The sequence below is a fragment of the Bradyrhizobium sp. USDA 3315 genome, assembly GCF_054056795.1.
Map to the genome: position 1 here is coordinate 4,420,394 of NZ_JBSRYP010000001.1, position 25,451 is coordinate 4,445,844.

The window sequence follows — 25,451 nt, forward strand, 5'->3', positions numbered from 1 at the left end:
GAGAGACCGGATCGCATCGCCAGATGCGATCCGGTGTGGCGTAGCCGTCAGTTCGACTTCACCAGCGGACAGCCGCCCTTGTCGAGCGGGCGGAACGCCTCGTCGCCGGGCACGGTGGCGATCAGCTTGTAGAGGTCCCACTCGCCCTTGGATTCCTCGGGCTTCTTGACCTCGAACAGATACATGTCGTGCACCATGCGGCCGTCGATCCGGATATGGCCGTTCTTGGCGAAGAAGTCGTTGACCGGCGTGGCGCGCATCTGGGCCATCACCTTCGGCGCCTCGTCGGTGCCGATGGCCTCGATCGCCTTCAGGTAATGCATGGTCGCCGAATAGAGGCCGGCCTGGATCATGGTCGGCATGTGGCCGACCTTCTCGTTGAAGCGCTTCGAGAAGGCGCGGGTCTCGTCGTTCATGTCCCAGTAGAAGGCGTCGGTGACGATCAGGCCCTGGGTCGCCTTGATGCCGAGCGAATGCGTGTCGGTGATCTCCTGCAGCAGCGCGATCATCTTCTGGCCGCCTTGGGTCAGGCCGAACTCGGAAGCCTGCTTCAGCGCGTTGGTGGTGTCGCCGCCGGCGTTCGCCAGTGCCACGACCTTGGCCTTGGAGGCCTGCGCCTGCAGCAGGAAGGACGAGAAGTCCGACGAGTTGAGCGGATGACGCACGTCGCCCAGCACCTTGCCGCCACTCTCCTTGACGACATTGGCGGCATCGCGTTCCAGCGCCATGCCGAAGGCGTAGTCGGCGGTGACGAAGAACCAGGTGTCCTCGCCGCGCTTGACCATCGCCTTGCCGGCGACGTTCGATAGCGCATAGGTGTCGTAGGTCCAGTGCACCGTGTTGGGCGAGCAGGCGGTGCCGGTGATATCGGAGGAGCCGCCGCCGGAATTGATGTGGATCTTGTTCTTCTCGCGCGTCAGCGCCGAGATCGGCAATGCGACCGACGAGGTCGGCACGTCGAGGATCGCGTCGACCTTGTCGTTGTCGTACCAGTTGCGTGCGATGTTGACGCCGACGTCGGGCTTGTTCTGGTGATCGGCTGCGATCACCTGCACCGGCTTGCCTTTCACCTTGCCGCCGTAATCGGCGACCGCCATCTCGACGGCGGCGACCGAGCCCTTGCCGGTGGCGTCCGCATAGAGGCTCGACATGTCGGTGAGCACGCCGATCTTGACGACATCGTCGGAGATCTGGGCGTTCGCCGCGGTCCCTGAGGCCGCGAGCGCGAGGCCGGCCGCCGCTGCGGCCAAGAGTGTTTTCATCGTGTTTTTCTCCCTGACTTTTTCGTTGAGGGTTGCTTCCACCGGGGCGTTCTAGCCGCTGCGACAAGCTGTCGCAAAGACGACTTTTTGAGCATGCGCGCGGCAAGTGTTCCCCCTCTCCCCGCTCTTCGCGGGGAGAGGGTTGGGATGAGGGGCCTTATCCACGGGTGGCGATTGTCGTGAGACCTGTACCCCCTCACCCGGATTGCTTCGCAATCCGACCTCTCCCCGCAAGCGGGGCGAGGTAAGAGAGCAATCCGCTCGGGCAGTGTCCTACAGCGCCGGTAACGCGGTGACGGCGGCCTTGATGCTGCCGTCGGTTTCCACGATCACCCGCAACGTCTTGGAATCGAAGTCGATCCCGGCCAGCCGGATGCTGTTGACCTCGGCGTCGACGCGGATGCCCTCCTCGTTCTTCTGCAGGTCGGCGATGGCGGCGGCGACCTTGCGCTGCGCGTTGGTCGCGAATGGCTTCAGGTCGACCACCAGCCGATCGTTGAGGGTCTGCTGCATGTGCGGGATCGCCGCGCGTGCGGCGGCGCCGAGCAGGCCGAACGCGGCCTCGGATTCCACCGCCAGCTCGACGTCGGTCAGCCGCAGCGTCTGCGACGGCTGGTCGAGCCGCGGCCGGCCCCAGATGTGCACGGTTGCCTCGGCGCCCAGCCCGAACCAGCTGGCCTTTTCCTTGGCGTGCACCAGGAGCGAGATCAGAAGCCGGTCGCCGGAGGCGGCGATGCTCGCGCTTTTGACGGTTACGTCGACCGGACCGGAGCCGTCCTCGGGGAAGGTCTTGCCCTTGAGCTGTGCCTCGACCAGCTGGCTCAGCGTGGTGAAGGACAGGTCGACCGGCAGGCCGATCGCGACCTGGCTCGGCATCGGCGGCACGATCGAGAGTTTTTCGGGGAACGGGCAGTTCGGGGTGGTCTGCGCCTCCGTGATCCGCGTTTCGGCCTCGATCCCCATCGTCAGGATCAGCGAGGACGCATCGACCTTCGGCTGCGCGGCGATCGCGCGGGTCGGTCGCAGTTCGAGCCACATCGGCGGCATCGAGGTGGTGCCGCCGGTACCTTGCAGCGGGATCGAGCGGCAGGCCTTGGCCCATTGCGTGCGGGCGTTGTTCTGGAACACCGGGTCGTTGTGCAATCGGGCCTCGACCACGGAAATCTGGTCGGCGACCGCCTTGTCGATGACAGGCTTGACCTGGGCCGGCACGCTGATGCGGACGCCGGCCGTCGACAGGCTGGTGTCGCCGAGATTGACCTGTGCCTGCAGGTTCGGCTCGATCCGCCAGGATGCACCGAGCTTCGGGCGCGCGGTGAGGGTGACGTTGCCCTTGATCTCGGCGTTGGCGTTGATGTTCTTGATGTTCACGGCGCCGATCTGCTTGGCGACATTGCCGCCGAGCAGGCTGCCGAGCGCGTCGTTGACCGCGCCGGTTGCCTTGGCGGACAACGCGCCGGTGACCTTGAGCGTGCCGTTGATCGGGGTGGTCAGCGTCAGCACGTCCTGCGCGCCGGTGGCGGCGATCGGCCCGCGCGATGCGGTCCAGCCGATGTCGGCATTTTGCAGGATTTGCTGGACCGGGTTGTCGGCCTTGCCGCCGAACGTCTTCGGCGCGCCGCGTTCGGCGGCGTCGCGGATCGCCGACAGCGCGACCGAGACCTGCGCCACGATCGTCGAAGAACGCGGCGCCTGCGGCAGCGGCGGCAGCTCTGCGAGCTTCGGCTGCTGCACGGTGACGCTCGGCGCGAGCCAGTCCATTGCCTTGAGGCTGATCACGAACGAGACCAGCACCACCGCGATCCCGAGCGCTATCGTCCTTGGATGCATCGGTAGACGCATCATTCCCCCGGATGAAAATCAACTTGACGGCTTGTACAGGCCCCCCGACGAGGGCGCCAGTGTGGCAGGATCAAGCTGCTTCAGGGGCGGAAGGCGTTAAGGTTGATGAACGCGACAACGGCCCCGGCACGAGAATGCCGGAGCCGTGGTCGAGGACGCCTTTATTAAGGACGCCTTGGAGGGGAGGGGCTTAGCGGACGGCCGAGCCGAGATCGGCGCGGCGGTCGGTCATCGGCAGCACGATCACCTTGGTGCCGACGCTGACCCGCGAATAGAGGTCGGAGACATCTGCGTTGGTCAGGCGCAGGCAACCGGAGGACACGCGGGTGCCGATCGTCTCCGGCGCGTTGGTGCCGTGGATGCGGTAGATGGTGCCGCCGAGATACATGGCGCGGGCGCCGAGCGGATTGCCGGGGCCGCCGGCCATGTGGCGCGGCAGATAGGGCTGGCGGGCGATCATTTCCGGCGGGGGCGTCCAATCCGGCCACTCTGCCTTCTTGGTGATGGTCTGGGTGCCCGACCAGGTGAAGCCGTCGCGGCCGATGCCGATGCCGTAGCGCATGGCCTGGCCGTTGCCGAGCACGAGATAGAGATAGGTGTGCGGGGTGTCGATGATGATGGTGCCGGGCGCCTCGCGCGTCGGATAGGCGACGACCTGGCGGCGCAGGCGGGCGGGCAACTCAACCGAACGGTCTTCCTCCTGCGCCTGCGGCATCGACTGCACCGGCGGCTGCACGGCCTCGGTCGGCGGCGTCAGGATGAAGGGGAACATCGGCAGCGGAGCGGCCGCGGCGGAATTCGAAAAAGCGACGGTGCCAATCGCCAGCGCACCGAAGGCGGCGGCAGCGAGACGTGAGTTCAGCTTGATGGAATTGAACATTGTCGACCCCTGTTGTTTGCGCCCTGCGCGCCAGTTCCGGCGCGTCGTTGGGTCAAAGCAGTACAGGTGAGGCGTTTCAGGACGTTTGCACGAAATCGCCAAAATGGTTTCGTGCCGTTAGGGAATTGTTTCGTGCGTGTTTCGTCGCACGGTTAAGGCCGGGTTGCCGGGAAGGGGTTGTCCCGCCGCAAGACAGTCTTCCTGGCACGGCGCTTGCTGTCCCAGCGCATTGGTTTCGGAATGGAGTGGAAATGATGCTGGGGCACACGATCGGCAGCATGCTGGATCGGCAGAAGGGCTTCGGCCCCGGGTTCGATTTTCTCCGTATCGCACTGGCGATTTCCGTCGTCGCCGCCCACGCGCCCTATGTCGCGGGCGGCAGTGGCGACGGCGAGCAGGCGTGGATCGCCTGGTTTCCGCACTACGCCATTCTCGTGATGTTCTTTGCGCTGAGCGGGTTTCTGATCGCGGCCAGCGGGCTGCGGCTCTCGCTGAGGGAGTTTCTCACCAATCGCGGCATGCGGATCATTCCGGCGCTTGCGGTCGAGATCGTGCTGTCGGCGCTGATCCTCGGACCGATCTTCACCGCGCTGCCGCTGTCGGACTATTTCACCAATTTCGGCACCTACAAATACTTCACCAACATCATCGGCCTCGTGAACTACGTCCTGCCCGGCGTGTTCAGCGGCAATCCCGCGCCGGAGGTCAACAGCTCGCTGTGGACGGTGCCGTTCGAATATGGCTGCTACGCGCTGATGACGGTGTTCATCCTGTTCGGCCTGTTGCGCAAGCCGCCGCTCATCGTGCTCGGTGCGCTCGTGCTGGTCGGCATCGGCCTTGCGCTCGTACTCACCGGGCATGGCGCGCAACCCTCGCAACTGCCCGCTGGGGTCGCCGGTACGCTGCATGACAGGATCTTCAGCACGGCGCCGTTCCTCGGACGCGGCGCGAAGCTGCCGGTCGCGTTCATGCTCGGCATCGCGATCTATCTCTATCGTGACCGCATTCCCTACAACGGAAGGCTTCTCGCCGCGTGCTGCGCGCTCTGCGCGGGCGCCGCGCTGCTCGGTCCGGCGGACTGGATGAGCCAGCCGGTGCTCAATCTGCTGATCGCCCCGGCGCTGGTCTATATCACCGCCTATCTCGGCGTTTCGAAGCTGCCGCGGCTGCCGCTGATTTCGCGCGGCGACTATTCCTACGGCATCTATCTCTACGGCTTTCCGGTGCAGCAGGTTGTGCGGGTATGGCTGCCGCACGCGCCCGTGATCGTTCAGTTCGCGATTGCGCTGCTGCTGATCACGCTGTTCGCCGCGTTCTCCTGGCACTGGATCGAGAAGCCGATCCTGAAACTGCGCAGCCGCTTCTCCTTCGTGGCGCGCGAGCGCCTTGCGCCGGACGACGCGTCCGCGCCGCGCCAGGACATTGCGCCTCTTGCCGTTGCCGCGAACGTCGTCCGCAGCAGACACTCCTCCTGACGAGGAGCCAGCACCTTCGCCGTTCAGGAGCTGAGATATCCGGCCGATCCGTCCCACAGCAGCTTGGCCGCGGTGATGACCAGAATGGCGTAGCAGGCGCGGTACAGCGCGCGCTGGTCGAGACGTTCGTGCAGCCGCCATCCGGCCCAGACGCCAACCGGCACCGCCGGCACGCAAAGCGCCATCAGCATCCACAGGCTGCGCGACGGCGTGGCCAGCACGAGCCACGGGCCGGCCTTCAAGAGGTTGCCGACCGTAAAGAACAGGCTGGTGGTGCCGGCGTAGAGCGCCTTCGGCATGCCGAGCGGCAGCAGATAGATCGCAAGCGGCGGCCCGCCCGAATGGGCCACCATCGTGGTGACGCCGGAGGACAGGCCGGCGAACGTCGCCTTGAACGTCGAGCGCGGACGCGGCTTGATCTCGCCGCCGCCGAGAAACCACAGCGCGGCGAACACCAGCGTCACCACGCCCATCACGATCTCGACGGCATGCCGGTCGAGATCGCGCAGCACGAAATAGCCGAGGCCGATGCCGATGACGAGCGCCGGCAGCAGCATCGCGAGGTCGATGCGCGACCACGTGCTCGGGCGCCAGAACCGCAGCGCGGTGACGTCCATGACGACGAACAATGGTGCCAGCAGCGCGCCCGCCGCGATCGGGTCCATCGCCAGCGACAGCAGCGGGATGCCGACGATGGCAAAACCGCCGCCGAACGCGCCCTTCATGAAGGCGATCAGGAAGACGCCGGCGAAGGCAACCGCGAGCACGAAAGGCCCGGGCAGGTCAGCGACGATGGACGTGATCATGGTGTCGTGCGAAGCGTTGTGGTCAGTACTCAACATGGCCACGCGCGCCTGCATGCGCAATCCAAACATTGCTCTCGGTGCACATTGCTCTCGGTGCAATTCGGCGTGCACGCGGCCTAGCCGGCGCGCATCCGCGGCAGGCCCGGCTTGTCGCCGTTGATCACGGCGCGGCGGTCGGAGACGGCGTGATGGAATTGCTCGAGCGTCAGCCCGATCACCGAGAGATCGCCTTCCTCGATCGCGCCGTCGTCGTAGCAGTCGAGCGCCTCGCGCAACAGGGCATCCGCTTCGCCCTGCATGGCGGCGAGCTGTTCCGGCGTCTCGGCGCCGCGCACCTGCGAGATCAGGGTCAGCAGATTGTCGCGATGGGTGATGTAGTGCTCGCGCTCGTCGCGCTTCACGTAGTGGCGCAGCCAGGCGCCGGCCGAGCCGAGGCCGGAGAGCAGCAGGATGCCGCCCCAGATGTAGTCGGAGTATTTTTCGAGGAAGGTGCGCTCGGTGCCGTCGATATAGGCGGCCGCGCCCTGATGCGCCGGCAGCGCGGCGTCCTTGTCGGTGTCGGGCTTCTCGATCTTTGCCGCCGCCGGCAGATCGCGCGCGACCTGGAGGCGCAGCGTGAACAGCTGCCGGTCGAGCGCGCCGACGGTCGCCTCGCTCAGCGCATGCTGCGCGATGATGAGGTGATTGACGCTGACGGTCTCAACCTTGTCCTCGGGCCGCGCCGGCGACGAGGAGAAGATGCTGCCGGCGATCTCCTCGGACTCATAGCGCGGATGCTTCTGCGCGATTGCCTCCGAGACATCGACCGGGAGGAAGACCGGCTCGCCGCGCGCGGCCGCCGTCGCTGTAATCGCTTCCGCCGTCACCTTGCTGTCGAGCGGGCCGACGGTCATGTAGGCATCGAGCGAGGGATCGCGCGCGAGGTCGGCGATCTTGTTGACGGCGAACTGGCTGACCGCGACCTTGTCGGGGTTGACGCCGGATTCGGTCAGGATCACGCGCAGCAGCGTGACATTGGCCTGGGTGCTGCCGACCACGCCGACCTTGTGGCCGGCGAGATCGTCGATGCTCTTGATCTTCGCGGACCGCCGCTTGCCTTTGGCGCCCGAGGGCGCCCACAGCACGACGACATTCTTGCGCAGGATCGCAACCGACTCGGCGCTCGCGGGCAGATCGAGGTCGCCGCGCACCACCGCGAGGTCGACCTTGTTCGCCGTGAACAGCGCGATGCTCTCGGCGGAGCCCTGCGTCGTGACCGGCTTCAGCCGCACCGAGCTGCCGTCGTGCGTAAAGACCTGGGCGAAACCCTGGATCAGCTTGACGTCCTCGCTGCCGGTCGGGCCGACCGCGATCGCGAGCGTCACCGGACGCAGCGCGTAATACAGCGCGCCGGCGGCGAGGCCGAACACAAGCATGCCGGCCGCAAGGATCAGCAGCGACGAGTTTCGTCGCCTGAGCCTGCGGCGCTTGGTGCCGGGATTTTCACTCTGCTCTGACATCTGGCTGTCACGTTACACGAAAAACCGGCCGTTTGCCGTGAAAAACAACCTAACATTTCGATGACGTCATACGTTTGAAACATCCATGTCAGAACGTCGTGCGAGCAGAATCAAGATTAACGATTTGGATCTCCTGCAATGCGCATACTCGTTGCGACCGATGCCTGGCATCCGCAAGTCAACGGCGTGGTCCGGACGCTGACGTCGCTTGCGCGCAGCGCAGCCGGGCTCGGCGCCGAGATCGAATTCCTCACTCCCGACGGTTTCCGCTCGGTTGGCGTGCCGACCTATCCTGGCCTGCGCGTGGCGCTGCCGAACCGCCGCGAGATCGCGCGCCGGATCGAGGAGGCCGCGCCCGAGGCGATCCACATCGCGACCGAAGGGCCGATCGGCTGGGCGGTGCGCGGCTATTGCCAGCGCAACAAGCTCGCCTTCACCACATCCTATACAACGCGCTTCCCGGAATATGTTTCGGTTCGCACCGGAATTCCCGACAGCGTCGGCTACGCGGTGCTGCGCCACTTCCACGCCGCCGGGTCGATGACGATGGTCGCGACCGACTCGCTGCGCAGCGAGCTCGCCGAGCGCGGCTTCCGCAGGCTCGGCTTCTGGACCCGCGGCGTCGACACCAGGATCTTCAATCCGGACCAGCCGGCGGTGCTCGATCTGCCGCGGCCGATCTTCATGACCATGGGCCGCGTCGCGGTGGAGAAGAACCTCGACGCCTTCCTGTCGCTGGACCTGCCGGGCTCCAAGGTCGTGGTCGGCGACGGCCCGCAAAGGGCGGCATTGGAACAGAAATATCCCGACGCGATTTTCCTCGGCGAGAAGAAGGGGCAGGATTTGACCTCGCACCTCGCCGCCGCCGACGTCTTCGTGTTCCCGAGCCTGACCGACACCTTCGGCGTCGTACAGCTCGAGGCGCTGGCCTGCGGCACGCCGGTCGCGGCATTCCCGGTCACCGGCCCGAAGGACGTCATCGCCAACCATCCGATCGGCGCGATCGACAACGACTTGCGCAGCGCCTGCCTGCGCGCGCTGACGATGTCGCGCGCGGACTGCCGCAATTTTGCGTTGGAGCGTTCCTGGGAAAACAGTGCGCGTCAGTTCATCGGCAATCTGGCCACGCTGCAGCCGAGCCGCGCGCTGCGGCCCGCCCGCCGCGTTGCCGGCCGCAGCGCGGTTCCGAATTAACAGCTCAATCGAACGAGAGGCGAGAGACGATCTATGGCTGAAATCATCAAGCTGGGTGCCGACCGTTCCATGGACTTCGACCGCGAGACGGTCGAGCAGGCCTATGACCGCTGGGCGCCGATCTACGACCTCGTGTTTGGCGGTGTGTTCAGCAAGGGCCGGCAGGCCGCGATCCAGGCCACCAACAAGATCGGCGGCCGGGTGCTCGAGGTCGGCGTCGGCACCGGCATCTCGCTGCCGCTCTACAGCCAGAACGTCCGCATCTTCGGCACCGACATCTCGGAAGCGATGCTGGAGAAGGCTAAGAAGCGGGTCGCGGAGCGGGGCCTGAAGAATGTCGAGGACCTCGCGGTGATGGACGCCGAGAAGCTGGAATTCCCCGACAATTCGTTCGACGTGGTGATGGCGCAGTATGTGCTGTCGGCGGTGCCGAACCCGGAAGCCGCGCTCGACGAGTTCGCCCGCGTGGTGCGTCCGGGCGGTGAACTGATCATCCTGACCCGCGTCAGCGCCGATGCCGGCGTGCGCCGCTTCATCGAGCAGAAGCTGCAGCCGGTGGTGCGCCCGCTCGGGTTCCGGACCGCCGAATTCGCCTGGTCGCGCTACACCAAATGGCTCGCGGGCGCGCGCGGCATGGAGCTCGCGGAGCGGCGCCTGATTCCGCCGCTCGGCCACTTCTCGCTGGTCCGCTTCCGCAAGGCGGATGTCGCCAAAGCCGCCTGAGGCGGCCCGGCCAGGCGGCCCAGCCCGCCGCTCCTCCCGGGTGAGGTAGCGCACAGCGCACCCCAGGCCGGGTGGCTACGATCTCCTTCGCCTGATCTCCGCAGATCTTCTCGGGATGAGGCGAGACCCTGCTCCGGTTGCGTCAAGGCGTCGCTCCGCATTGTCATATGTCATTATGATGATGTCACACGCGATACATCGAATCCCTGTAAATCCTGTTCCGAAAGATGTTGGGGGAACCAATGATCAAGAATTTCCTGCAAGAGCTGCGTACCCAGCGTTGGGATGACCATCGCTTCTACCATCACAGCCGGATCAACCAGAGCCTGCACTTCGTCAGCGCGCTGAGCTTCCTGTTCGCCTATGTGATGCTGTTCTTCGATCCGGTCGTGTCGGCGCTGGTCGGCTGGCTGGTCTCGATGACCTCGCGCCAGGCCGGTCACTTCTTCTTCGAGCCGAAGGGCTACGACCACGTCAACCAGGCGACCCATGAGCACAAGGAAGACATCAAGGTCGGCTACAATCTGCAGCGCAAGGTCGTGCTGATGGCGATCTGGGCGCTGTCGCCGATGGTGCTGTACTTCGATCCGACGCTGTTCGGCCTGTTCAAGCCCTGGGTCACGATGGGCGACTTCACCCGCCAGGTGGCCAAGATCTGGCTCGTGGTTGGCATCGGTGGCCTCTTGTTCCGCACGATCCATTTGTTCTTCATCCGCGACGTCGAGACCGGCCTCGTCTGGATGACCAAGATCGTCACCGACCCGTTCAACGATCTGAAGCTCTATCACAAGGCGCCGCTGTTCCTGATGAAGGGCGAACTGATCGATCCGGGTCTCGAGAAGCACGTCAAGCACGCCTGATCGGTTGCCCTCAGCGTCTTCAAGCTGCGTCATGCCCGGGCTTGTCCCGGGCATCTACGTCTTAGGATTACGGCGGATCATCACTTGAGCGCCTTCGACCGCGCGTACACGTCACCTCGCCCCGCTTGCGGGGAGAGGTCGGATCGCGCCAGCGATCCGGGTGAGGGGGGCTCACCACGAGTCCGTCCATTTCCGATTTTATGGATGCAGCCCCTCACCCCAGCCCTCTCCCCGCAAGAGCGGGGCGAGGGAGTAGGAGGGCCGCGCGTTGCCTCAGCGCCTGAACTTCACGGTGACGACCCAAACGCCGTCATTCCGGGGCGATCGCGCCAGCGAGCGAACCCGGAATCTCGAGATTCCGGGTTCGATGCTGTGCATCGCCCCGGAATGACGGTGTGCTCAGCGGCCGAACCTCACGGCGACCATCTCCTTCAGGATCTGCCGCTTGATGTTCTTGTTGGTAAGGCCGGCCTTGTGCCACCACCAGCCGTCGCGCTTCATCTTCTCGGCTGCCGCAACGAAGCGGTCGCTGACCTCGGCGAAGTCGGCGTCGGTGTAGTTCAGGGTGAAGATCAGGCGGCCGGTGCCGACCCAGCTCAGCGCCAGTCCCTCGGCCCGCAGATAGTATTGCAGCATCCAGTTGTAGCGGGACGGCTCGGTGTAATAGACGGTCCAGATCGACGAGATGTTGCCGACCCGAACTGGAAGGCCTTGCGCGGCGAGGCGGTCGTTGAGCGCCTTGGCACGGCCGTTCCAGGTCTCGTCCAGCCCGTTGTAGATCGAGCGGAAGTTCGGGCTGGCGAGCCGGCTCAGGAACTCGTCCATCGCCGTCATCACATAGGGATGCGAGTTGAAGGTGCCGCGGGCGAAGCAGATGTCGGCCGGGCGGTCGTCGCGGAAGCGCCGCATCAAATCCTTGCGGCCGCACACCACGCCGACCGGAAGCCCGCCGGCCAGGCTCTTGCCGTAGGTCGCCATGTCGGCCTTGACGCCGAAATATTCCTGGGCGCCGCCGGCGGCGAGGCGGAAGCCGACGAACACCTCGTCGAAGATCAGGACGATGCCGCGTTCGGTGCACATCTCGCGCAGCTTCTTCAGCCATTCGGTGTAGGCGGCGCGGTCGTATTTGGAGGAGCGCGAGGAGTCGACCAGCGCGGAATCGCCGGGCGCGTTGGAATTGGGATGCAGCGCCTGCAGCGGGTTGACCAGCACACAGGCGATGTCGTTGCGCGTCCGCAGCACGTGCAGCGTCTTCTCCGACATGTCGGCGAGCGTGAAGGTCTCGTGCGGCGACACCGGGTTGCCGACGCCGGGCTGCACGTCGCCCCACCAGCCGTGATAGGCGCCGGCGAAGCGCACGAGGCGCTTCCGCTTGGTGTGGTAGCGCGCGAGCCGCACCGCCTGCATCACCGCCTCGGTGCCGGACATGTGGAACGAGACCTCGTCGAGGCCGGACAGCTCGCACAGCCGTTTGACGTTGTCGGCAATGATCGGGTGGTAGGGGCCGAGCACGGGGCCGAGCGCGTGGGCGCGCTTCTCACCCTCGGCGATGCACTCCTTGTAGAAGTCGTTGCCGAAGATGTTGACGCCGTAGGAGCCGGTCAGGTCGTAGAACACATTGCCGTCGACGTCGGTGACGGTGACGCCGCTGGAGGCCTCGACGAAGGCCGAGGTGCCGAGATGTTCGCGCACCAGGCGGCTGTACTGGAACGGCACGCGGTAGGTTTCGGTGAACTGCAGGTCGGAGATGCGCTCCGTGACCTCGGCGGTCAGCGCGCGGCCCTTGGGGTAGCGATCCCCGTAGAGGCCGGCGAGGCGGAAGAAGCCGTCCTGGCGCTGCATCGCGACGTCCTTCGGCGCGCCGTCGGAGCGGAAGAAGTCGTCGATGTCGAATTCGTAGTGCGGGACCATCCGCGCGACCATCTTGGACATCTTGGAATGTCCGGTCAGCGAGCGGTGCTTGGCACGCGAGAGCGCGATGCGGGCCTGAATTTTGGGGAAAGCTGCGGCGGCGCCGGCAAGCGCGGCGGCGGACAGCGAGAGAATCGGAAGGGATGTTTCCATGACAGAAGCGCTAGCCTCAGCACCTAACAGATTCATGACAGTCAAGGGCCTGATCTCGGCATTCACCCAGCAGGAAGACCTAAATTTCCTGCTCACCAACCGGATTCCGCGGGCGGCGCTGACCCGTTTCATGGGCTGGTTCTCCAAGGTCGAGAACCCCCTGGTGCGCGACGCCTCGATCGCCTGCTGGAAGCTGTTCTCCGACCTCGATCTGTCGGAGGCCAAGAAGACCGAGTTCAGGAGCCTGCACGATTGCTTCACCCGCGAGCTCAAGCCCGGCCTGCGTCCGGCAGCGGCCGATCCCGCCATCATCGCGAGCCCGTCGGACGCGATCATTGGCGCGCATGGGCGGATCGAGGACGGGCAATTGTTCCAGGTCAAGGGCGCGCCCTATTCGCTGCTCGATCTGGTCGGCGATCCGGCGCTGGTGGAGCAGCACCGGAACGGCCGCTTCGTCACACTGCGGCTGACCTCGAGCATGTATCACCGCTTCCACGCGCCCTATGATCTTGCCATCGACAAGGTGGCGTTCATTCATGGCGACGTCTGGAACGTCAATCCGATCGCGCTGAAGCGGATCGAGCGGCTGTTCTGCAAGAACGAGCGCGCGGTGCTGCGCGCCAAGCTTCCAACCGGCGAGGCACTGACGCTGGTTCCGGTCGCGGCGATCCTTGTCGCGAGCCTCCGCCTGCATTTCCTCGACATTACGCTGAACGCGCAGTCGCGGGGTCCGGTGGATTTTTCCTGTAACGCGCATGTGAAGAAGGGCGATGAACTCGGCTGGTTCGAACACGGCTCGACGATCATCGTGCTGGCGCCCGGCAATTTCGAATTCCCTGACAACGTCGCGGAGGGAACGCGGATCAAATGCGGCGAGCCGCTGCTGCGGAAGCCTTTATAGCCTTGTTTCCATCGCGCTCATCGTTTGAGCATGAAAACTGGCTTCCACTTTTCGCGATCATGCATAGAATGGTCGGGATCGTCGTGCGACGATCCTAAATCGCAAACCTGATGGACACGAGATGGCGCGGACGCCTGTTCTGGCGGCGGGAGGCATTGTGCTGCGGCGGGACGCACCGCAGCGCTTCGCCGTAGTGCGGCTGCGCAAGCGCAATGAATGGGTGTTGCCGAAAGGCAAGCTCGACGACGGCGAGACGCCGCGCGCCGCTGCCGAACGCGAGGTGCTCGAGGAAACCGGCCACGACGTCGACGTGCACGAATTCCTCGGCACGCTGGTCTATGATTCAGGCGGCCGATCCAAGGTGGTGCATTACTGGCGCATGGATGCCGGCGGCAAGCCGGTGCGGGCGCTGATGAGCGACATCCGCGAGGTGGACTGGCTGCCGCTCGATGAGGCACTCGAGCGTCTGTCACGCGGCTATGAGCGCGCGTTCCTGGAAAATGTCGGACCGATCGCGTTGCAGGCCGCGGCGATCGCCGAGCGCGAGCGGCGCGCGCGGGCGAGAGCCGTGGCCGCAGAGCGCCGTCGGATTCGCGAAGTCGCTGTGCCACAGGTCATCGACGAGCAGGAGGTCGCCGACGCGCCTGATGTTGCCGATGCGGCTACGCCGGCGGAGACGCCGGCCATCGATCAGCCGCCGCTGGTGCAAAGCGAGCCCGATCCGCCGGCCATGGCGCCGCAAGACGTTCCGGTGGCCGCACCCGATGCAACTGCCGAGACCGAGCGGGGCGCCGAGACGGTCATCCCTGAACAAGCGCCGCCATTCGTGCACGAGGTCGTGCCGGCCGGCGCGGCACCTCAGCCCACGCCGCGCAAGAATCTGATCGAACGCGTGCGCGACTGGCTGCGCCGCGCGGCGTGATCACCCGCACATCTGACGTCGCGCCGTTGGCTGCCAGGCGTCAATGTCACGCTGCAAGGCAAGACACTCGGCAAGACGCTTGGGCGAGCCCAGGTCACGGGCCAGAAGCTGTGCCGCATGAACTTCGGCCATGGCGCCGCGAACATCTCCATGCTCCAGCTGGAGGCTGGAGATCTGAAGCCGCAGCCGCACGATCTGGACCCGCCCTTCGATGCTGGACCACAGCTGGCGGGCGAGATGGAGATGCCGCATGGCTGTTTCATGGTCCTGCCGGGAAAGCGCGAGGATCGCCTGTGCTTCGTTGGTGAGTGCGCGGATCGAGGGCATCGGCCAGCGATCCGGACTTCCCGACAGTTCGCAGATCAATGCCTTCGCTCGAACGGTCCGATGCGTGTGCGCGGCAACCAGCGCCAGATGCGCGAGCAGGATTCCGCGTCGCTGCAGCGTCCACCAGGTCTTGCCGATCAGGCTCCGCTCGAGGCTTGCATAGGCGGCCTCCGCTTCCCCTCTTGCGAGCAGCAGCATGGCGCGGCCCGGCTCCGGACACCAGCCCAGCGTGTAAGCCCTGTCATAGGCTTCGAGCGCTGCGTCGTCATTGCCGATCGCCGCCTGAATATCGCCCAGCACCCGGTTGGCATCGCCAAGCGACCAGGGCGCATCGCTGGTGAGGCGCGCGAGCGCGTCCTGAATGCGCGCCAGCGCTTCGTCGAGCGAGCCTCGGATGCCGAGCACCTCGGAGCGGTGCAGCTGGCACGAGCCCGTCAATTCCATGCCGCTGCCCGAGCAGAAGTTCTGGTAGCTCCGCGTCCACTGGTCGGCGCGTGCCCAATCTCCGAACATCCGGGCCGCCCAGAGGATGTTGCAATAGAGGTTGCCGCCCATGATCGGGTCCAGATTGTTGCTGGACAGGGCAACTGCGGCGGCATGGTCCTGATCGGACAGTCCTCCGTGTGTGTCGCCGAGGCACAGCCGATAGAAGCCGCGATAGGCCAGGCTCAGCGCTTCGATATTGATCGCATCCTTGTATCGGACGGCGGTGTAGGCAGCATCGGCCAACGCGAGTGCCTGTTCCGGTTCGCCATCGAAAGCAGCCAGTTTCGACTTCATCCATAACACCAGGGCCGTCGTCGGAGGATCGTCGAGCGTTGAAGCCCAATCTTCCGCCCGCGCGAGCCAGCCCTTTCCGATCGCGGCCTGGCCGCTTTCGAAATGCAAGGCCGAGAGTGCTATCGCGTCGACCGTGGCGCCTGCGGCGTCACCGGCCTGGCTGCGTGCGCCGACCGCGCGAACCAGAATCGGAATCGCTGCCGTGGCCCTGCCGAGGCACTGCAGGGCGAGCGCCCAATCGTGCAGATCTTCAGCGTTGAGCTGGCCGCTTTCATCCGCGCTCGCGAACAGGGTCGCTGCCTGCAACCACAATTGTCCGGCCGCTGCGCGTCGGGCGAGACCGATTGCACCGACGGTGCCATCGACTTGCTTAGGGTCGATCCGTTCCGGCTGCCGGATCTCGGACTCGAGGAAGAAGCGATAGCCTTTGCCCGGCAGATTTCGGATCGCGCCGTCCATGCCGCCGTTGCGCAGCGCGGCGCGCAACGCACTCACCGCCCGCTGCAGCGAGTTGTCTGTGACCGTCACATCCGGCCAGACGGCTTCGAGGAGTTCTTCCTTGGGGATGACCCGGTCGCGGTGTCGAACCAGATAAATCAGCAGATCGAACACACGCGGCTGCAATGGGACCTCTTGGCGCGCGCACAGCAACACGCGTCCAGCTTCATCAAGCTCGAACAGTCCAAATGAGAATGCCATGTGTATGAGTGCGGGCTCGGCGGAAAAGGTTCAGGCAAGGATCAGACAAAGATCAGGCAATGATCAGTCCGCGGTAAGGACAGTCGGCATCGACAGCGCCTATAGCTGATCATGGCTCGCCATGAGCGCCTGCCGTTCAATAATTGCAACCGAGGAGATTTCGATGGAACTCTATGTCATTCGCCGTCCGAGCGCCTGGGCGAACATGAGCGAGCTGGAACTCGCCGGCGCAACGTCCGCAAGGGTCGGCGACGAGCAGATGCCGGACCGTGTCCGCTGGATCCGCAGCTACGTGGTGCACGAGGCGGATGGTCGCATCGGCACATTCTGCATATACGAGGCGCGTGACGGTGACTCGATCCGGGAGCATGCGCGCTGCGTCGGCATGCCGGGCGAGGAATTCTACAAGGTCGCGGCAACCGTGGTGGTGCGTGGTGATCCGGTCCAACCGCCCATTGCAGCCGAATGACGCCTGCGCGGCGTCGCATGGCGTATCCCGACCAAACCTGATCCGGAGCGCCATCACACTTCGATCAAGGAAACAATTATGTCGATTTCATTCATGGAATCCATTTCAAGTCCGGTACGAAGGCATTTTTCCTTCCTGCTTTTGCGGATCCGCCGGATCGTCAATCAATCGGTCGCAGGCATGCTCGCCCATCGCGAGCGGCAGGCCAGTCGCCTGATGCCGCGCGAGGCCGGCGGCCAGTCGAAGGGTGCCGGGAACCGCTGCTCACGGCCGATCGGGCGAAGCGCGCTGCTCGGGCTGGTGATCGCGGGTTTGTCCTCGCCCGTGTTCACCCGAGCGGAGGAACCTGTCGTTCCGGAGCATCGTGCAGCTCCGGCGCAGCAGGCCGCCTCGACGCAGCGTAGCAGCCACGGCTGCAGGCATCGCTCGGACTGGAGCATAGTTGCCGCATCGACCATCCCGGTCCTGCTCGACCGCCGCACATAGCGCGCAGCACATTTGAAGTCATTGCACTGCTCGACGCCGTTTTTTGGCGCAACCCGCGGACTTTCGGCGAAGCCGGCGGCCTCGCCGCGAGCCGCACCACATTTTCAAAGGAGATGCACATGAACGTTCAGACCGAAATGCCGGCCATCGATCTCGCCGCCGTCAAGGCGCGCCAGCAAGCCACCTGGAGTTCGGGCGACTACGCGATCGTCGGCACCACGCTCCAGATCGTCGGCGAGATGCTCTGCGAGGCAGTCGACCTGCGCAGCAATCAAATGGTGCTCGACGTCGCCGCCGGCAACGGCAATGCGACGCTGGCCGCGGCACGGCGCTTTGCCGACGTGGTCTCGACCGACTACGTCGCGGCGTTGCTCGAGCGCGGCCGCGAGCGGGCGGCGGCGGAGCATCTGCCCGTCACGTTCCAGGAGGCGGACGCGGAGAAGTTGCCGTTTGCCGATGCCAGCTTCGATGTCGTGCTGTCGACCTTCGGGGTCATGTTCACCGCGGACCAGCAGCAGGCGGCGAATGAACTGCGCCGCGTCTGCCGCATCGGCGGCAAGATCGGCCTCGCAAGCTGGACGCCGGAAGGCTTCATCGGCCAGCTGTTCAAGACCATCGGGAAGTATGTGCCGCCGGCGCCGGGCGTGAAGTCTCCCGCGCTGTGGGGCACCGAGGCGCATCTCGGCGCCTTGTTCGGCCCGCAGGCGACGCTCGATGCCAGGCGCAGGCACTTCAATTTCCGTTACAGGTCGCGCGAGCATTTCCTCGAGATCTTCCGCACCTATTACGGGCCCGTGCTGAAGGCGTTCGGGGCGATCGATCCGGTCAAGCAGCAATTGCTCGCCGCCGACATGTTCAGCCTGATGGACCAGTTCAATATCGCCAGGGACGGCACGCTGGTGATCCCGAGCGAATATCTGGAGGCCGTGATCACCAGGCGCGGCTGACCTGCCGCTCGGCATTGGTCGATCTGTGCATGGCGCCGGCGTAACTCGCCGGCGCCATTCGCTCGTTGATCGACATTGCTGTGATCTCAGTTACTGGCGCTTGTCCCTGGGTGGAGGCTTCGCGCCGCGCGGCGGAGGCGGCGCGCGCCGTTGCTGGAAGCCCGAACGCGCCTGCACCGCGGGCCGTTGCATGCCCGGACGTACGCCCGGTGCGGCTTGCTGGATACCGGGTCGGATCTGGCCGGGCGCCTGCGGCACGGGCTGCGCGGTGCCTTGTCGCGGCGCGCCCGGTTGACCCGGCTGGGCCGCTGGTGGTCCTGGCTGGCGCACGCCGCCCGGCGCCTGGGTGCGGCCGGGCTGCAGACCGCCTTGACGTGCCGGCGATTGTTGTCCGCCGGGTTGCGTCGCGCCGCCTTGGCGCGCGGGCTCTTGCGTGGGGGCTTGGCGCGTTGGCTGTTGTCCCGCCGGCTGTTGTCCGGCTGGCGTCTGGACGCCGGGCGCGTGCGGCAGCGTCGCGCCGCCGGGTTGGCCGGGCAGCGCATGCTGTGCGCCGCCTTGCTGCTGCGTGCCGGGCCGCTGCTGCGAACCTTGCCGGCCAGGCGTGCCCGGTTGCTGGCCGGGACGGTTCGGCTGACCGGGCTGCTGCATCTGGCCCGGACGGTTTTGCTGACCCGGCTGCTGCGGCGTGTTGCGGTTCTGGCCCGGCAGGCCGTTCTGCCGCTGCGGGTTCGGCTGCACGGGCTGGCCGCGGTTCGGATAGGGCGCGGCCGGATTGGCCCTGCGGAAATCGGGATTGGCGCGGCGGAAGTCGCGCTGCTCGGTCACGACCTGGCGGCCCAGCGTCTGCGCGCTATGGACCTGGCGCACAAAGCCCTGGTCGCGCGTGATCTGTTGCGGCGAGATTGTCAGCGGCACCGCGGCGAAGCGGGCGCCGCCGGTGCCCGGACGAATCGCAAAGCCACTCGCGCCGCGCGTCAGCACGCCGAGCGAAGCGCCACTGCGGTCGTTGACCTCGATGCGGCCGACATGTCCGTCGGCGTCGGGATAGAGCTTGATGCCGACATTCCTGCTGGTCGCGGTGGCGCCTTCGGGCACCTCGACGAGGCCGGTGGTGCCGCGGATGCCGAGCGTCGCGGTCGGGGTCGAGATCTTCATGTCGCCGGTCTTGGCGACCGCGGCGGCAACGAAGGCCGCCGTTCCCTTGGTGACGTTGAACAGCGCACTGTTCTGCTGGCCGCCGTCCTCATAGACATAATTGTCGATCGTGATCCTGGCATTGGCGCGCAGGTTGAAGGTGGTGCCGTCGTTGAAGGTGATGCCGAGCGAGGAGGTCGCTGATGTCGCGACCTCGTCATTGGCAAAGATGTCGTCGCGAATCTGCAGCGGCGTCGCGGTGTTGTTGCGCGTGACGGTCGCGGTTCCTGTCAGTGTTGCCACGTTGCCGATCGGCTCGGGCGCCGCGGGCTGCGCGCTCGCGGCCGGCGCCGGCGTTGCAGGCGCGGGTGTTGCAGGAGCGGGCGTAGCCGGCGTCGCACTCGGCGCCGGGGCGGGCGCCTGTGCAGGCTGCGCCTGTGCGAGCCGCGTCAAGTCCGGCGCGGCATTGGCCGTTGGTTGCCAACCGATCGTGACGCCGGCGCCAAGCAGAAGCGCAAAGAGAAAGCTGCGGCGCATCGCCATCGATTCCCGGGGGAGGCAGTGGGGACGGCAATTGAGCCGCGTCAGGCTGAATGCCGGATGAACGGTCGTGCCTTGTTGTCATGGCGGACCGAAACGATCAAGCACCGCGCTCCGTTGCCGGAAGCGCGGTGCTTGGTCGCTGTTGGGGTTTTGCTTAGCCGCGCTTGTGAGGAGTGATATTGAGCGGTTTCGCCGGCTTGGCCGCGGGCGCATAACTCGCGGGTTGCGCAGCCGCCGGCGGCACGTAATGGAACACCGCCTTGCAGCCGTCGCTGAGCAGCGCGCGCTGACGGATCATGCAGGCGGTGACGCGATCGACGTCGGGAATTTCCGAGCTGCACAGCCGCATGGCGTCGCTGGTGCACATCTGCTGCTGCTCGTCGGTGTAGGCATAGGACGCCGAGGTCAGCAGACCGAGCGTGAACGCGGTTGCCGCCAGCAGTTTGCCGTGACGAAGCGCGGAAGCGGTGAAAGCCATCATGTCCCCCTTGTGATCGCGCCGAAGCAGCGCGTTATCGAACCGATCACTAGGCAGGCTTGGTTTCAGCAATTCTTCGTCGTCATGGCAAAATGGTTTCGTCGCGCGGGCCGTTTGTTTCGTCAACAACACCCCGATCGGGGGTTACGGCGCCGCGGGCGCCGGTGCTCCTTCGAGCGCGAGCACAGCCTCGCGCTGCGTCTCCGGCATGGCGCGGATACGGCGCCTCGCGGTGAGGCGGAGCGCGGCAAAGCCGCCGAGGAATACCACGATCTTGCTCACGATGCCGAAGATCGGCATCACGACGGCCCATGTCGTGATCTCGCAGGTCAGCGCGACGACGGCGTTCACCGCGGCGGAGATGAACATCAGGGCGGCCCAGGCATAGCCGACCTTGACGGCGACATCGGGCACGACCTTCTGTGCGATCTCGGGCAGTTAGCGGTTGAGCCAGCCGGGCTTCAGCATCACGACGCCGACGATGGCGTAGATCACGCTCGGCTTGAACAGCACGAAGCGCGGGTCGTGGGTCAGCAGCGTGGCGGAGCCGGCGGCGACAACCAGGAACAGGCTGAGCCATTCCATGGTGTCGATCCGTTTGCCGCGCACCATCTGGACGCCGATCTGCACGACGCCGAATGCGATGCCGAGGCCGACCGCAAGCGCGGTGTTGTGCGTCAGCAGGAACAGAACCAGAAACACAAGCGTCGAGGCGAGATCGAGGGCCAGCAGCCTGGCCGCGGTGAGAAAATGCTTCATTGGTTGCCGGTCGCCTGCAGGTTCAATTCATTTTCGACAATGCGGCTCTTATAGCGGGTCCGGCGACGCACATGAAGCGACCGCCGGGCAGATACAAGCCATTACCTGAAGGGCGACTCGCAAAACTCGCCCGCCGTTGCACGGCGCAGCCCTGCTCCCGCATCGCATTCGGGCCCTTCGTTGCGATCGTCGAGTCGTAGTTGTGGCGGAGTGAATGCAAAACAGCAAAGCGCCGGCGGGGGCGGCCGCCGGGCGCTGAACTCATGCCTGTCGAATGTCCTAGAACACGCCGAGAATAATGGCGCCGACGAAGGCTAACGCGATGTACGCGGCCACAATGCTCAGCTTGCTCAGCAGAGGACTCGCGAAATCCATTGGGGAAACTCCCTCGGTTCACACAACGCTGCCCGCATTAACGTCAAAGCTAGCAAGGGGTTCCAGGCCGAAAAAGGCAGTCTTGTTGTCAGGCTCGCAATTCGCGGCGATGCCGCATTGCGATGCGCGGCTCAAATGGCCGCCAAATCAAGGCGTTGACGCGCCGCAAATATATTCAGCGGCGGCGCCGGTTCCAGGCGCCGATAGCAGTACCCGCTTGGATGTCCGTCGGTTGCTCTCGCCCCTGTGTCGTTGCGCCGCAAGGCAGCATCGTCATTTGTTGTGCGCCTGTCACAAACCATACCCAGATTGCCGCCCGCAATGACCGGGGCTCTACCCCGGTAATAAGTACTTGGGGGCGTTACGTGAAATCTGAGTTTCTGAGCCGCGCAAGCCGGCTTGCGCTGGCTATTTCTGCGACTTCGTTGGGGTTCTCCTGTCCGGCACTGGCCGCAAGCTTCAGCACTCCTCCGAACAGCACGACGGCGCAGACCGTCTCCAACAATGACGCCGGCTCGGTCGGCGCCGGCAGCAGCCTGTCGGTGACGGGCACCGCGATCACCTGGATCACCGGCCTGTCGTCGCCCGGCGTCGTCATCACCAACAACGGCACCATCTCGGCGACCTCACGCGGCATCGACACCTCGAGCAGCGCCATCAGCGGCAATCTCACGCTGATCAACAATGCCGGCGCGCTCTTCACCGCGTCCAACGATGCATTCCGGATCAATGGCGGCCTGAGCAGCGGGTCGGTCACCGTCGACAATGCCGGCACCATCCAGTCGACGGGCAACGGCCGCGTCTTCGACTTCGTCAACGCGACGTCGAACACCACCGTGTTCTCGATCACCAACCAGAGCGGCGGCACCATCAGGTCATCAGGCAGCGACGTAATGCGGATCGGCGGCGGAACCACCACGATCACCAATTCCGGCATGATCGACGCGACCAATACGGCCGGGTCTCGCGCGATCCGCGCCACCACCAATCTCAACAACGTGATCTCGCTGTCGGTCGTCAACAATGCGGGCGCGACGATCCAGTCGGCGGACGACGCCATCCAGATCAACGGCGCATCGGGCAGCAACAGCACGACCGCGGCCAGGTTCTCGGTCGACAATGCCGGCACCATCAAATCGGCGACCGGGCAGGCGATCGACTTCGACAATCTCACCTCGACCGCCGCGAGCGTTCACATCACCAACCGCGCGACCGGCCTGATCACCGCGGCCAATGCGGATGCGATCCGTCCCGGCGAAAACTTCACCATCGACAATTACGGCCAGATCATCGCCAATGGCACGATCGATCCCGCAACCGGCCGGCCCAGCGCCGATGCGATCGATCTTCAGGGCGGCCACAACGGCACCGTCAACAACTATGCCGGCGGCCTGATCTCGGGTGCCAAGAACGGTACCGCGGGCGACGCCGGCACCATCACGGTCAACAATTTTGCCGGCGCAACCATCATCGGCCGCAACGGTGCGGGCGTCGGCGGCGGTAACGCCATCGTCACCAATTACGGCACCATCACCGGGGCGATCGACGGCGTGTCCACGCGCAGCGATGGCGACGGCATCGATATCGACAATGTCCTGACGCTGACCAATTACGGCATCGTCCAGGGCACCGGCGCGACCGGCGCCGATGACGGCGGCCGCTTCAACAACAGCGAAGGCCTTGCGATCGGCGGCGGCACCATCCGCAACTACGGCACCATCAGCGGCGCCGCGGCGGGCATCGTCGTCAACAACGATTCAAATCCGGACAATTCGCGCAGCGGATCGGCGGCGCTCGACCTGATCAACTATGCCGGCGCCACCATCGTCGGCAACAACAGCTATGCGATCCGCTCCGAGAACAAGACCGGCAATGCCGCCGTCGACAACGACAGGATCGTCAACTACGGCACCATCATCGGCAACGGCACGATTCCCGATCCCAATGGCGTTACGCTGCTGCAGAACGGCACGCCCGATACCGGCTCGATCGGTACGCTGAACGGCGTGACCTATACCGGTACCGGCTCGACCCGCTTCATCCGCGGCGACGGCGCAGCGATCCAGACCGGCGAGGGCGCCGACGTGCTGTCGAACTACGGCACCATCATCGGCAATGCCGGCCGCGCGATCAGCATGGAAGGCGGCGACGACACGCTCAATCTCTATGGCGGCTCGACCATCAGCGGCCGGATCGATGGCGGCGTCGGCACCGACACGCTCAACCTGTTCGGGCCAGGCTCGGGCACGCTCTCGAACGTGATCAATTTCGAGGTGCTCAACGTGCAGGGCGGCGTCTGGACCGTGACCGACGCGCAGAGCTACCAGGCCGGCGCCACCATCGGCGCCGGTGCGACGCTGCTGGTCAATGGCTCGCTTGGCAATGCCGTGACCGTCAATGCCGGCGGCACGCTCGGCGGCAATGGCAGCGTCGGCAATGTCCTGGTCAATGGCGGCACGCTGTCGCCGGGCAATTCGATCGGCACGCTCACGGTGCAGGGCAGCCTGACCTTCACCGCCGCATCGACCTATCTGGTCGAAGTGTCGGCCGCGGCGTCCGATCGCACCAACGTGACAGGTGCGGCAACGCTCGGCGGCGCCACGGTCAACGCGTCCTTCACCGGCACCACGTTCCAGAAGCAGTACACCATCCTCAACGCGGCCGGCGGTGTCAGCGGCAGCTTTGCCGGGCCGGTCAACAGCAATTTGCCATCGAACTTCATCTCCAGCCTGAGCTATGACGCCAACAGCGTCTATCTCAATCTGGCGCTGAATTTTGCCGCAACCGCCAGGCTCAGCGGCAATCAGGCCGCGGTCGGCCATGCGATCAGCAACGCCTTCAACAGCACGGGCAGCATTTCCGCCGCGTTCGGCGCGCTGACGCCGGCCGGGCTGACGAAGGCGTCGGGCGAACTCGGCACCGGCTCGCAGCAGACCACTTTCGATGCCATGAACATGTTCCTCGGCGTCATGACGGATCCCTTCACCGAAGGGCGCGGTGGCATGCGCGCAAGGGGCGGCGCGTCGCAATTCGCTGATGACACCATGAACTACGCGTCGACTGGCATGTCGCGAGCGAATGGCGCGCGCGACGCCTATGCCGCGATCTATCGCAAGGCACCGCCGCTGCAACAGACGTTCGAGCAGCGCTGGAGCGTCTGGGCGGCGGGCTTCGGCGGCGGGCAGAGCACCGATGGCGGCACCGCCATCGGATCGAATTCGACGACGAGCCGCATTTTCGGTGTCGCTGTCGGCGCCGATTACCGGATCTCGCCCGACACGATTGCCGGCTTTGCGCTCGCCGGCGGCGGCACCAATTTCACCGTGGCCAATGCACTCGGCGGTGGACGCTCCGATCTGTTCCAGGCCGGCGCCTTCATCCGTCATGGATTCGGGCCGGCCTATCTGCTGGGCGCGCTGGCCTATGGCTGGCAGGACGTCACCACTGATCGCACGGTGACGATCGCCGGCATCGACCGGCTGCGCGCGCAGTTCAACGCCAATGCGCTGTCGGGCCGGATCGAAGGCGGCTATCGCTTCATCACGCCGTGGTCGCTGGCGCTGACGCCCTATGCCGCCGGACAGTTCACGACCTACGATCTGCCTGCTTATGCCGAGCAGGTGCTCTCGGGATCGAGCGCGTTCGCGGTGGCCTATGGCGCCAAGACCGTCACCGCCACGCGCAGCGAACTCGGCCTCCGCAGCGATCGCTCGATCGCGTTGCAGGATGGCATTCTCAGCCTGCGCGGCCGCCTTGCCTGGGCGCACGACTACAACACCGATCGCAGCGTTGCCGCGACATTCCAGACGCTGCCGGGCGCGTCCTTCGTGGTCAACGGTGCGGCGCCGGCGAGCGATGCGGTGCTCACCACCGCGAGCGCGGCGATGAACTGGACCAGCGGCTGGTCGGCGGCGCTTACCTTCGAAGGCGAGTTCTCCGACGTCACGTCGTCCTATGGCGGCAAGGGTGTCGTTCGCTACACGTGGTGATGACATCATCTCGGCAGGGCGCGTGTTGCCCTGCCGG

21 protein-coding genes are annotated in these 25,451 nt (G+C 65.5%); 10 read left to right on the forward strand and 11 right to left on the reverse strand.

Going from position 1 to position 25,451, the window contains the following annotated elements; translation table 11 throughout:
• Nucleotides 1-47 precede the first annotated feature (47 nt).
• From ACVIYL_RS20375 to ACVIYL_RS20385, 3 genes are all read right to left on the reverse strand, one after another.
• Nucleotides 48-1,262, reverse strand: coding sequence for an ABC transporter substrate-binding protein (locus ACVIYL_RS20375; protein ID WP_310883028.1), 1,215 nt, complete (start codon nt 1,260-1,262; stop codon nt 48-50).
• 273 nt (nt 1,263-1,535) lie between these two features.
• Nucleotides 1,536-3,104: a DUF4403 family protein gene (locus ACVIYL_RS20380; RefSeq protein ID WP_310880712.1), complete on the reverse strand. Its 1,569-nt coding sequence runs from the start codon at nt 3,102-3,104 to the stop codon at nt 1,536-1,538.
• Nucleotides 3,105-3,294: 190 nt separating this feature from the next.
• Nucleotides 3,295-3,984 (reverse strand): L,D-transpeptidase, encoded by a 690-nt coding sequence (locus tag ACVIYL_RS20385; RefSeq protein ID WP_168857511.1) that lies wholly within the window; start codon nt 3,982-3,984, stop codon nt 3,295-3,297.
• A 254-nt stretch (nt 3,985-4,238) separates the two neighbouring features.
• On the opposite strand from ACVIYL_RS20385, the gene ACVIYL_RS20390 reads away from it, so the two are divergent.
• Nucleotides 4,239-5,459, forward strand: a complete 1,221-nt coding sequence (locus ACVIYL_RS20390) for an acyltransferase family protein (RefSeq protein ID WP_310880711.1) — start codon at nt 4,239-4,241, stop codon at nt 5,457-5,459.
• A 23-nt stretch (nt 5,460-5,482) separates the two neighbouring features.
• Here ACVIYL_RS20390 and ACVIYL_RS20395 read toward each other — a convergent pair whose 3' ends face one another.
• Together ACVIYL_RS20395 and ACVIYL_RS20400 are read right to left on the reverse strand one after the other, a co-directional pair.
• The gene (locus tag ACVIYL_RS20395; protein ID WP_310880714.1) at nt 5,483-6,265 is read right to left on the reverse strand and encodes a sulfite exporter TauE/SafE family protein; all 783 of its coding nucleotides are present in this window, start codon (nt 6,263-6,265) and stop codon (nt 5,483-5,485) included.
• 116 nt (nt 6,266-6,381) lie between these two features.
• Nucleotides 6,382-7,764: a TAXI family TRAP transporter solute-binding subunit gene (locus ACVIYL_RS20400; RefSeq protein WP_310880710.1), complete on the reverse strand. Its 1,383-nt coding sequence runs from the start codon at nt 7,762-7,764 to the stop codon at nt 6,382-6,384.
• Between the two features lie 138 nt (nt 7,765-7,902).
• Here ACVIYL_RS20400 and ACVIYL_RS20405 point away from each other — a divergent pair, with 138 nt between their 5' ends.
• The 3 genes from ACVIYL_RS20405 (at nt 7,903) to ACVIYL_RS20415 (ending at nt 10,541) form a co-directional block, all read left to right on the forward strand.
• Nucleotides 7,903-8,958 carry a glycosyltransferase family 4 protein gene (locus ACVIYL_RS20405; RefSeq protein WP_310880709.1) on the forward strand — a complete coding sequence of 352 codons (1,056 nt, stop codon included), beginning with the start codon at nt 7,903-7,905 and terminating at the stop codon, nt 8,956-8,958.
• 33 nt (nt 8,959-8,991) lie between these two features.
• A complete protein-coding gene (locus ACVIYL_RS20410) occupies nt 8,992-9,681 on the forward strand; it encodes a methyltransferase domain-containing protein (RefSeq protein ID WP_456779563.1) in 690 nt (229 codons plus the stop codon).
• Between the two features lie 242 nt (nt 9,682-9,923).
• A complete protein-coding gene (locus tag ACVIYL_RS20415) occupies nt 9,924-10,541 on the forward strand; it encodes a hypothetical protein (RefSeq protein WP_057014961.1) in 618 nt (205 codons plus the stop codon).
• A 399-nt stretch (nt 10,542-10,940) separates the two neighbouring features.
• Here the strand turns inward: ACVIYL_RS20415 and ACVIYL_RS20420 are convergent, their stop codons facing one another.
• Nucleotides 10,941-12,605, reverse strand: a complete 1,665-nt coding sequence (locus tag ACVIYL_RS20420; RefSeq protein ID WP_456779564.1) for an aminotransferase class III-fold pyridoxal phosphate-dependent enzyme — start codon at nt 12,603-12,605, stop codon at nt 10,941-10,943.
• A gap of 34 nt (nt 12,606-12,639) precedes the next feature.
• Here ACVIYL_RS20420 and asd point away from each other — a divergent pair, with 34 nt between their 5' ends.
• Both asd and ACVIYL_RS20430 read left to right on the forward strand, forming a co-directional pair.
• Complete coding sequence (asd, locus tag ACVIYL_RS20425) at nt 12,640-13,506, forward strand: archaetidylserine decarboxylase (RefSeq protein WP_310880707.1); 867 nt, start codon at nt 12,640-12,642, stop codon at nt 13,504-13,506.
• A 121-nt stretch (nt 13,507-13,627) separates the two neighbouring features.
• On the forward strand, nt 13,628-14,428 hold the full coding sequence (locus ACVIYL_RS20430; protein ID WP_310880706.1) for an NUDIX hydrolase: 801 nt from the start codon (nt 13,628-13,630) through the stop codon (nt 14,426-14,428).
• Here the strand turns inward: ACVIYL_RS20430 and ACVIYL_RS20435 are convergent, their stop codons facing one another.
• Complete coding sequence (locus ACVIYL_RS20435) at nt 14,429-16,234, reverse strand: winged helix-turn-helix domain-containing protein (protein ID WP_253607526.1); 1,806 nt, start codon at nt 16,232-16,234, stop codon at nt 14,429-14,431.
• A gap of 163 nt (nt 16,235-16,397) precedes the next feature.
• Here ACVIYL_RS20435 and ACVIYL_RS20440 point away from each other — a divergent pair, with 163 nt between their 5' ends.
• The 3 genes from ACVIYL_RS20440 (at nt 16,398) to ACVIYL_RS20450 (ending at nt 18,136) form a co-directional block, all read left to right on the forward strand.
• Complete coding sequence (locus tag ACVIYL_RS20440; protein ID WP_057014965.1) at nt 16,398-16,703, forward strand: nickel-binding protein; 306 nt, start codon at nt 16,398-16,400, stop codon at nt 16,701-16,703.
• 78 nt (nt 16,704-16,781) lie between these two features.
• Nucleotides 16,782-17,189 carry a hypothetical protein gene (locus tag ACVIYL_RS20445; RefSeq protein ID WP_310880705.1) on the forward strand — a complete coding sequence of 136 codons (408 nt, stop codon included), beginning with the start codon at nt 16,782-16,784 and terminating at the stop codon, nt 17,187-17,189.
• Between the two features lie 119 nt (nt 17,190-17,308).
• Nucleotides 17,309-18,136, forward strand: a complete 828-nt coding sequence (locus tag ACVIYL_RS20450) for a class I SAM-dependent methyltransferase (RefSeq protein ID WP_310880704.1) — start codon at nt 17,309-17,311, stop codon at nt 18,134-18,136.
• A gap of 90 nt (nt 18,137-18,226) precedes the next feature.
• Here ACVIYL_RS20450 and ACVIYL_RS20455 read toward each other — a convergent pair whose 3' ends face one another.
• The 4 genes from ACVIYL_RS20455 to ACVIYL_RS20470 form a co-directional block, all read right to left on the reverse strand.
• Nucleotides 18,227-19,813, reverse strand: a complete 1,587-nt coding sequence (locus ACVIYL_RS20455; RefSeq protein WP_310880703.1) for a FecR domain-containing protein — start codon at nt 19,811-19,813, stop codon at nt 18,227-18,229.
• Between the two features lie 154 nt (nt 19,814-19,967).
• Complete coding sequence (locus ACVIYL_RS20460) at nt 19,968-20,291, reverse strand: hypothetical protein (protein WP_310880702.1); 324 nt, start codon at nt 20,289-20,291, stop codon at nt 19,968-19,970.
• 144 nt (nt 20,292-20,435) lie between these two features.
• Nucleotides 20,436-20,705, reverse strand: a complete 270-nt coding sequence (locus ACVIYL_RS20465) for a hypothetical protein (protein WP_456779565.1) — start codon at nt 20,703-20,705, stop codon at nt 20,436-20,438.
• Nucleotides 20,706-20,729: 24 nt separating this feature from the next.
• Nucleotides 20,730-21,050, reverse strand: a complete 321-nt coding sequence (locus tag ACVIYL_RS20470; protein WP_456779566.1) for a septation protein IspZ — start codon at nt 21,048-21,050, stop codon at nt 20,730-20,732.
• Nucleotides 21,051-21,790: 740 nt separating this feature from the next.
• Here ACVIYL_RS20470 and ACVIYL_RS20475 point away from each other — a divergent pair.
• On the forward strand, nt 21,791-25,414 hold the full coding sequence (locus tag ACVIYL_RS20475) for an autotransporter domain-containing protein (protein WP_456779567.1): 3,624 nt from the start codon (nt 21,791-21,793) through the stop codon (nt 25,412-25,414).
• Nucleotides 25,415-25,451 lie beyond the last annotated feature (37 nt).

Bases quoted from the DNA above. Each gene is read 5' to 3' on its own strand.
- ACVIYL_RS20375 (WP_310883028.1), bottom strand. From the start codon at position 1,262: ATGAAAACACTCTTGGCCGCAGCGGCGGCCGGCCTCGCGCTCGCGGCC.
- ACVIYL_RS20380 (WP_310880712.1), bottom strand. From the start codon at position 3,104: ATGCGTCTACCGATGCATCCAAGGACGATAGCGCTCGGGATCGCGGTG.
- ACVIYL_RS20385 (WP_168857511.1), bottom strand. From the start codon at position 3,984: ATGTTCAATTCCATCAAGCTGAACTCACGTCTCGCTGCCGCCGCCTTC.
- ACVIYL_RS20390 (WP_310880711.1), top strand. From the start codon at position 4,239: ATGCTGGGGCACACGATCGGCAGCATGCTGGATCGGCAGAAGGGCTTC.
- ACVIYL_RS20395 (WP_310880714.1), bottom strand. From the start codon at position 6,265: ATGATCACGTCCATCGTCGCTGACCTGCCCGGGCCTTTCGTGCTCGCG.
- ACVIYL_RS20400 (WP_310880710.1), bottom strand. From the start codon at position 7,764: ATGTCAGAGCAGAGTGAAAATCCCGGCACCAAGCGCCGCAGGCTCAGG.
- ACVIYL_RS20405 (WP_310880709.1), top strand. From the start codon at position 7,903: ATGCGCATACTCGTTGCGACCGATGCCTGGCATCCGCAAGTCAACGGC.
- ACVIYL_RS20410 (WP_456779563.1), top strand. From the start codon at position 8,992: ATGGCTGAAATCATCAAGCTGGGTGCCGACCGTTCCATGGACTTCGAC.
- ACVIYL_RS20415 (WP_057014961.1), top strand. From the start codon at position 9,924: ATGATCAAGAATTTCCTGCAAGAGCTGCGTACCCAGCGTTGGGATGAC.
- ACVIYL_RS20420 (WP_456779564.1), bottom strand. From the start codon at position 12,605: ATGGAAACATCCCTTCCGATTCTCTCGCTGTCCGCCGCCGCGCTTGCC.
- asd (WP_310880707.1), top strand. From the start codon at position 12,640: ATGACAGTCAAGGGCCTGATCTCGGCATTCACCCAGCAGGAAGACCTA.
- ACVIYL_RS20430 (WP_310880706.1), top strand. From the start codon at position 13,628: ATGGCGCGGACGCCTGTTCTGGCGGCGGGAGGCATTGTGCTGCGGCGG.
- ACVIYL_RS20435 (WP_253607526.1), bottom strand. From the start codon at position 16,234: ATGGCATTCTCATTTGGACTGTTCGAGCTTGATGAAGCTGGACGCGTG.
- ACVIYL_RS20440 (WP_057014965.1), top strand. From the start codon at position 16,398: ATGGAACTCTATGTCATTCGCCGTCCGAGCGCCTGGGCGAACATGAGC.
- ACVIYL_RS20445 (WP_310880705.1), top strand. From the start codon at position 16,782: ATGTCGATTTCATTCATGGAATCCATTTCAAGTCCGGTACGAAGGCAT.
- ACVIYL_RS20450 (WP_310880704.1), top strand. From the start codon at position 17,309: ATGAACGTTCAGACCGAAATGCCGGCCATCGATCTCGCCGCCGTCAAG.
- ACVIYL_RS20455 (WP_310880703.1), bottom strand. From the start codon at position 19,813: ATGGCGATGCGCCGCAGCTTTCTCTTTGCGCTTCTGCTTGGCGCCGGC.
- ACVIYL_RS20460 (WP_310880702.1), bottom strand. From the start codon at position 20,291: ATGGCTTTCACCGCTTCCGCGCTTCGTCACGGCAAACTGCTGGCGGCA.
- ACVIYL_RS20470 (WP_456779566.1), bottom strand. From the start codon at position 21,050: ATGAAGCATTTTCTCACCGCGGCCAGGCTGCTGGCCCTCGATCTCGCC.